Genomic DNA, 6,282 nt, shown 5'->3' with positions numbered 1-6,282 from the left:
CCCCCGCCGTTATGGCTCGGGCGGCCGCCCGGCCGCGTCAATGTTGCAGGCGAGATGTTCGCCTCCGCCAGCCACTTTCCGCTAAAATGCCCGAAAACCGCGCCGATGCATGAGGTCCGCCATGAGCTTCCGCCGCGACACCATCACAAAGCCGATCTTCTCATGGGCGCGCGGCGTGCTGCCGGCGATGTCCGACACCGAGCGCGAGGCGCTGGAGGCGGGGGACGTCTGGTGGGATGCCGATCTCTTCACCGGCAACCCCGACTGGTCGAAGCTGCTGAACGTCCCGCAGGCGACGCTGACGGACGAGGAGCGGGCCTTCCTCAATGGCCCCGTCGACGAGCTCTGCGCCATGCTCGATGAGTGGAAGATCTTTTGGGAGTCGCGCGACCTGCCGCCGGACGTCTGGCACTTCGTCAAGCGCGAGAAATTCTTCGGCATGATCATTCCGAAGGAGTACGGCGGCCTCGGCTTCTCGCCCTACGCGCATTCGGAAGTGGTGCGCAAGATCTCGACCCGCTCGATCGCGGCCGCGGTCACCGTGATGGTGCCGAACTCGCTCGGCCCGGGCGAGCTCCTGATGCGCTTCGGCACCACAGAGCAGCAGCAGCGCTGGCTGCCGCGCCTCGCCGACGGCCGCGAGATTCCCTGCTTCGGCCTCACCAGCCCGGAAGCCGGCTCCGACGCCGCCTCGATGGTCGACACCGGCATCATCTGCAAGGGCGAATTCGAGGGTCGCGAGGTCGTCGGCCTCCGCCTCAACTGGCACAAGCGCTACATTACGCTCGGTCCCGTCGCGACGTTGCTCGGTCTTGCCTTCAAGGCCTATGATCCCGATCATCTCGTGGGCAGCCGGGAAGAACTCGGCATCACCGTGGCGCTGATCCCGACGAACCTGCCCGGCGTCGAGATCGGGCAGCGTCATCTGCCCTCGATGCAGGTCTTTCAGAACGGCCCGAATTGGGGCCGCGACGTCTTCATCCCGCTCGACTACGTCATCGGCGGCAAGGAGCGGCTGGGGCAGGGCTGGAAGATGCTGATGACCGCGCTCGCCGCCGGCCGCGGCATCTCGCTGCCGTCGCTGTCGGCGGCCGGGGCCGCCTATGCCGCGCGCACCACCGGCGCCTATGCGCGCATCCGCGAGCAGTTCGGCATCTCGATCTCCAAGTTCGAAGGCGTCGAGGAGCCGCTCGCCCGCATCGTCGCGACCGCCTACCAGCTCGACGCCGCGCGCCGGCTCACCTGCGCGGCACTGAACGCCGGCATCCATCCCGCCGTCATCTCCGGCATCATGAAGCTGCACGCGACTGAGCGGATGCGCACCGCGGTCGACGACGCCATGGACATCCATGGCGGCAAGGCCGTGATCGACGGTCCGCAAAACTATCTCGGCAATCTCCACCGCGCCGTGCCGGTCGGCATCACCGTCGAAGGCGCCAACATCCTGACCCGCAATCTCATCGTGTTCGGACAAGGAGCCATCCGCGCCCATCCTTACCTGCTCGACGAGATGAACGCGCTCGCCGATAGCGATCGCGAGCGCGGCCTCGGCGCGTTCGACAAGGCGTTCTGGAAGCATGTCGGCCACAGCTTCAGGACACTCTTCCGCGCCATGGGTCGCAGCTGGACCTTTGGCGCATTCGCCCCAGTGCCCGATGCGGGCGATGCCACGCCCTTCTATCGCCAGCTCTCGCGCTACTCGGCGGCCTTTGCGCTCTGCGCCGACATGGCGCTGCTGACGCTCGGCGGCGCGCTCAAGCGCAAGGAAATGCTGTCGGCCCGCTTCGGCGACATCCTGTCCGAGCTCTATCTGCTCTCGGCCGCGCTGAAGCGCTGGCAGGACGAGGGGCGGCAGAAGGAGGATTTTGCCGCGCTGGAATGGTGCATGGCGACCGGGTTCAAAACCATCGAGAACCGGCTCGCCGAAATCCTGGCCAATCTGCCGAACCGCTTCGTCGCCGGCTTCCTCAGGCTCGTGGTGCAGCCGTTCGGCGCCCGCGTGCTCGGCCCGTCCGACCGCATCGTGCACCAATGCGCTGCCATCGTGCTGGAGCCGTCGGCGGCACGCGCGCGCCTCACGCCGGATCTGGCCCATGTCGACGACGACGGCGGCTTTGCCCGGCTGGAGCGCGCGTTCAAGCTGGTCGCGGCGACGGATGCGATCGCCAGGCGCATGCGTGCTGCGCATATCCGCGACTGGAAGGAGGCGGTGACCAAGGGCGTAATCACGCAAGCCGAGGGCGAGCAACTCGCCGCTGCCCGCGAAGCCGTCACAAAAGTGATAGAGGTCGACGATTTTGCGCCGGAGGCGCTGTCGCCGATTTACAAGAAAACCGTCAATGTGCATCAGTTCTTCCAGGAACTCGGTGAGCAGAGGGCGGCGAGCTGATGGCACGACCGGTATTCATCGTCGACGGCAGCCGGACGCCGTTCCTGAAGGCGCGTTCGGGGCCAGGGCCGTTCACGCCGGTCGATCTCGCCGTGCAATGCGGCCGACCGCTGCTGGCGCGCCAGCCGTTCTCGCCCGATAGCTTCGACCAGGTCATCCTCGGCTGCGTCAACGTGATCGCGGACGAGATGAACCCGGCCCGCGTCGCCGCGCTCCGGCTCGGCATGGGCGAGGACATGGTCGCCTTCACCGTGCAGATCAATTGCGGCTCGGGCATGCAGTCGATCGACACCGCCTACCGCTATATCCGCGAAGGCCATGCCGACATGGTTTTGGCCGGCGGCACCGAGGCGCTCAGCCACGCGCCGCTGGTCTGGCCGAATTCCGGCGTGCGCTGGTTCGCCGGCCTTGCCACCGCAAAGGGCATGGCCGCGAAGCTCGCCTCGGCGTTCAAGCTGAGGCCGCGCGATCTCAAGCCAATCATCGGCCTCGAGCGCGGCCTGACCGATCCCGTCACCGAGCTGAACATGGGCCAGACAGCCGAGGTCGTCGGCCATCTCTTCGGCATCACGCGCGCGCAGTCGGATGCCTATGCGGCCGAGAGTCATCGCCGGCTCGCGCATGCGCAAAGCGCGGGTTATCTGAAAGGCGAGGTCGAAACCGCGTTTTCCCGCGACGGCAAGTTCTTCGACCACGACGATGGCGTGCGCCCGGATTCGACGGCGGAGACGCTCGCCAAGCTCCGGCCGGTGTTCGAACGCCCGTGGGGCCAGGTTACCGCCGGCAATTCCTCGCAGATCACCGACGGTGCCTCCTGGGTGATCCTCGCCTCTGACGCTGCCGTTGCAAAGCACAAGCTGACGCCGAAAGCTGCGATCGTCGACAGCCATTGGGCCGCGCTCGACCCCAGCATCATGGGGCTCGGTCCGGTGATGTCGGTGACGCCGCTGCTGAAGCGCAACGACCTCACCCTCAAGGACGTCGAGACCTGGGAGCTGAACGAGGCTTTTGCAACGCAAGTGCTCGGCTGTCTCGCCGCCTGGAACGACGACAAGTTCTGCCGCGAAATATTGCGGCTCGACGGCGCGGCCGGCGAGATCGACCGCGAGAGGCTGAACGTCGACGGCGGTGCGATTTCGCTGGGCCACCCCGTCGGCACCTCCGGCAACCGCATCGTGCTGCATCTCGTCAACGCGATGAAGCGGCTCGGCACGCGGCGCGGAATTGCCACCGAATGCATCGGCGGCGGGCTCGGCGGCGCCATGCTGATCGAGGCGGTATGACCATGGATTCCAAGATCATGACCGTGCTCGCCGACCGCGTGCTGGAGCTCGGGCCGCGCCCTGCGCCGGATGGTCCCTACAAGCACTTCAAGCTGACGCGAGATGAAGACGGCGTCGCCTGGCTGCTGTTCGACCGCGCTGATGCCAGCGCCAACACCCTGTCCTCCGACGTGATGGAGGAGTTCGACGCCGTGCTCGCGGCGATCGAGACCGAGCGCCCCGCCGGTCTCGTCATCCGCTCGGCAAAGCCGTCCGGCTTCATTGCCGGCGCCGACGTCAATGAATTCCGCGGTGCCAACGATCCCGGCATGGTGGAGACGCGCATCCGCGCCGCGCATGCGGTGGTCGACCATCTGGAAGCCTTGAGGCTGCCGACGGTCGCGGTCATCCACGGTTTCTGCCTCGGCGGCGGGCTTGAGGTGGCGCTGGCCTGCCAGGCGCGCATCGCCATCGATGGGGCGCGTTTCGGCTTCCCGGAGGTGATGCTCGGCCTGCATCCCGGCCTAGGCGGCACCGCGCGTTTCACTGCGCTCGTCAATCCGACGCAGTCGATGGCGCTGATGCTGACCGGGCGCACCATCGATGCGCGCCGAGCCAGATCGCTCGGCCTCGTCGACACCGTGACGCAGGAGCGGCATGTCCAGGGCGCGGTGAAGGATGCGCTGTTCGGCCGTCTGAAGCGGGCCAAGCCTGGTCTGCTGATGCGTGCCGCCAATCTCGGGCCGGTGCGCGGCCTGCTGGCCAAGCGCATGCGAGCGGAGGCCGCGAAGGCCGCATCGCGCGAGCATTATCCGGCGCCCTATGCGCTGATCGATCTCTGGGAAGCGCATGGCGGCAGCAAATCCGCGATGCTGAAGGCGGAACAGGCCTCGTTCGCCAAGCTGATGGTGACGCCGACCGCGCAGAATCTGATCCGGGTCTTCTTCCTGCGCGAGCAGATGAAGAAGGCGGCAGGCGCCGGCAGCACGGTGAAGCATGTCCATGTCATCGGCGCCGGCGCGATGGGCGGCGACATCGCGGCCTGGTGTGCGGGGCAGGGCGTTCGCGTGTCGCTCGCCGACATGAAGCCGGAGCCGATCGCAGGCGCGGTCAAACGCGCGGCCGACCTCTACGGCAAGATCATCCGCAAGCCCACCGACGAGCGCGACGCGCTCGACCGCCTCATTCCCGACATGGACGGCGAGGGCGTCCGCAACGCCGATCTCATCATCGAGGCGGTGCCGGAGAAGTTGGAGCTGAAACAGAAGGTCTATGCCGGGCTCGAGCCGCGGATGAAGCCGGGCGCGATCCTCGCAACCAATACGTCGAGCATTCCGCTCCAGGATCTGCGCAATGGCCTGGCACGGCCGGAGCGGCTGGTGGGGCTGCATTTCTTCAATCCGGTGTCGCGGCTGCACCTGGTCGAGGTCGTCAGCCATGACGGCAACGCCCCTGAGGTTCTGCAGGACGCGCTCGCCTTCGTCGGCGCGATCGACCGCCTGCCGCTTCCTGTAAAGAGCTCGCCGGGCTTCCTCGTCAACCGTGCGCTGACGCCTTACATGCTGGAAGCGATGGTGATGCTGGACGAGAAGATCGACCAGCGCCTGATCGATGAAGCGGCCGAGCAGTTCGGCATGCCGATGGGTCCGATCGAGCTGGCCGATCAGGTCGGGCTCGACATCTGCCTCGCCGTCGGCGACATGCTGCGCACCAAGTTCGGCGATCTCCTGCCGCCGACGCCGGCCTGGCTGCGCGAGAAGGTCGCCAAGGGCGAGCTCGGCCGCAAGACCGGCAAGGGCTTTTACACGTGGAAGGACGGCAAGGCGGAGAAAGCAGCGTTGCCGGAGACCGGACCGCGGGTCACCGACCAGATGATCGACCGCCTGGTGTTGCCGATGTCCAATGTCTGCGTCGCGGCGCTTCGCGAGGGCATTGTCGACGATGCCGACGCGGTCGATGGCGCCATGATCTTCGGCACCGGTTATGCACCCTTCCGCGGTGGCCCGCTGAATTACGCGCGCACGCGCGGCGTGGAGAACATCGTATCCACTCTGCGCGCGCTGGCGGAACGATTCGGGGCGCGCTTCGCGCCCGATCCGGGCTGGGACAATTTCAAGTGAGACCCATATGAGCGAACAAGCGGCCGGACCGAGCGGGGATCTCTGCATCCGCACGCTGGCGATGCCGGCCGACACCAATGCCAATGGCGACATCTTCGGCGGCTGGCTGCTCAGCCAGATGGACGTCGGCGGCGGCGTGTTCGCCTCGAAGGTCGCGCGGTCGCGCACCGTGACGGTCGCGATCGAGGCGATGAATTTTCGCAAAGCGGTCTATGTCGGCGATCTCGTCTCGGTCTACGCCAATCTCGTGCGCGTCGGGCGCACCTCGCTGACCGTGCATCTCGAGGCCTGGGCATTGCGGCGCAAGGAGTTGCATCCGTTCCTCGTCACCGACGGTCATTTCACCTACGTCTCGATCGACGACCACGGCCGTCCCCAGGCGATCCAGCAAAACGATCCGCCGATCGCGACGTAATCGCGCGCGACGCACTGTCCCCATATTGCGAGGCCTTGCAGCGCCGCAGAACGCGGCACGAGCAAGTCACATCGTCGCGGCTTCGCCAAGAACCAG

At 66.8% G+C, this 6,282-nt stretch carries 4 protein-coding genes; all 4 read left to right on the top strand.

The features are described from left to right. Positions 1 to 121: 121 nt before the first annotated feature. From I6F09_RS27880 to I6F09_RS27865, 4 genes are read left to right on the top strand one after another with little or no spacing between them, the layout of a single operon-like run. Positions 122 to 2,389: an acyl-CoA dehydrogenase gene (locus tag I6F09_RS27880; RefSeq protein WP_225189531.1), complete on the top strand. Its 2,268-nt coding sequence runs from the start codon at positions 122 to 124 to the stop codon at positions 2,387 to 2,389. Continuing rightward, positions 2,389 to 3,672: an acetyl-CoA C-acetyltransferase gene (locus I6F09_RS27875; RefSeq protein WP_225147892.1), complete on the top strand. Its 1,284-nt coding sequence runs from the start codon at positions 2,389 to 2,391 to the stop codon at positions 3,670 to 3,672. Before I6F09_RS27880 ends, I6F09_RS27875 begins: the two co-directional genes overlap by 1 nt. A gap of 2 nt (positions 3,673 to 3,674) precedes the next feature. After that, a complete protein-coding gene (locus I6F09_RS27870) occupies positions 3,675 to 5,771 on the top strand; it encodes a 3-hydroxyacyl-CoA dehydrogenase NAD-binding domain-containing protein (protein ID WP_225189530.1) in 2,097 nt (698 codons plus the stop codon). Between the two features lie 7 nt (positions 5,772 to 5,778). Next, entirely contained in the window at positions 5,779 to 6,186 is a 408-nt protein-coding gene (locus tag I6F09_RS27865; protein ID WP_225147890.1) for an acyl-CoA thioesterase, read from the top strand. Positions 6,187 to 6,282 lie beyond the last annotated feature (96 nt).

The organism is Bradyrhizobium sp. IC3195 (genome assembly GCF_020193585.1).
Lineage (GTDB): Bacteria > Pseudomonadota > Alphaproteobacteria > Rhizobiales > Xanthobacteraceae > Bradyrhizobium > Bradyrhizobium yuanmingense.
The sequence above is the reverse complement of the archived record's forward strand: the minus strand, read 5'-3'. Positions and strand labels throughout refer to the sequence as shown.

Bases quoted from the DNA above. Each gene is read 5' to 3' on its own strand.
- I6F09_RS27875 (WP_225147892.1), top strand. From the start codon at position 2,389: ATGGCACGACCGGTATTCATCGTCGACGGCAGCCGGACGCCGTTCCTG.
- I6F09_RS27870 (WP_225189530.1), top strand. From the start codon at position 3,675: ATGGATTCCAAGATCATGACCGTGCTCGCCGACCGCGTGCTGGAGCTC.
- I6F09_RS27880 (WP_225189531.1), top strand. From the start codon at position 122: ATGAGCTTCCGCCGCGACACCATCACAAAGCCGATCTTCTCATGGGCG.
- I6F09_RS27865 (WP_225147890.1), top strand. From the start codon at position 5,779: ATGAGCGAACAAGCGGCCGGACCGAGCGGGGATCTCTGCATCCGCACG.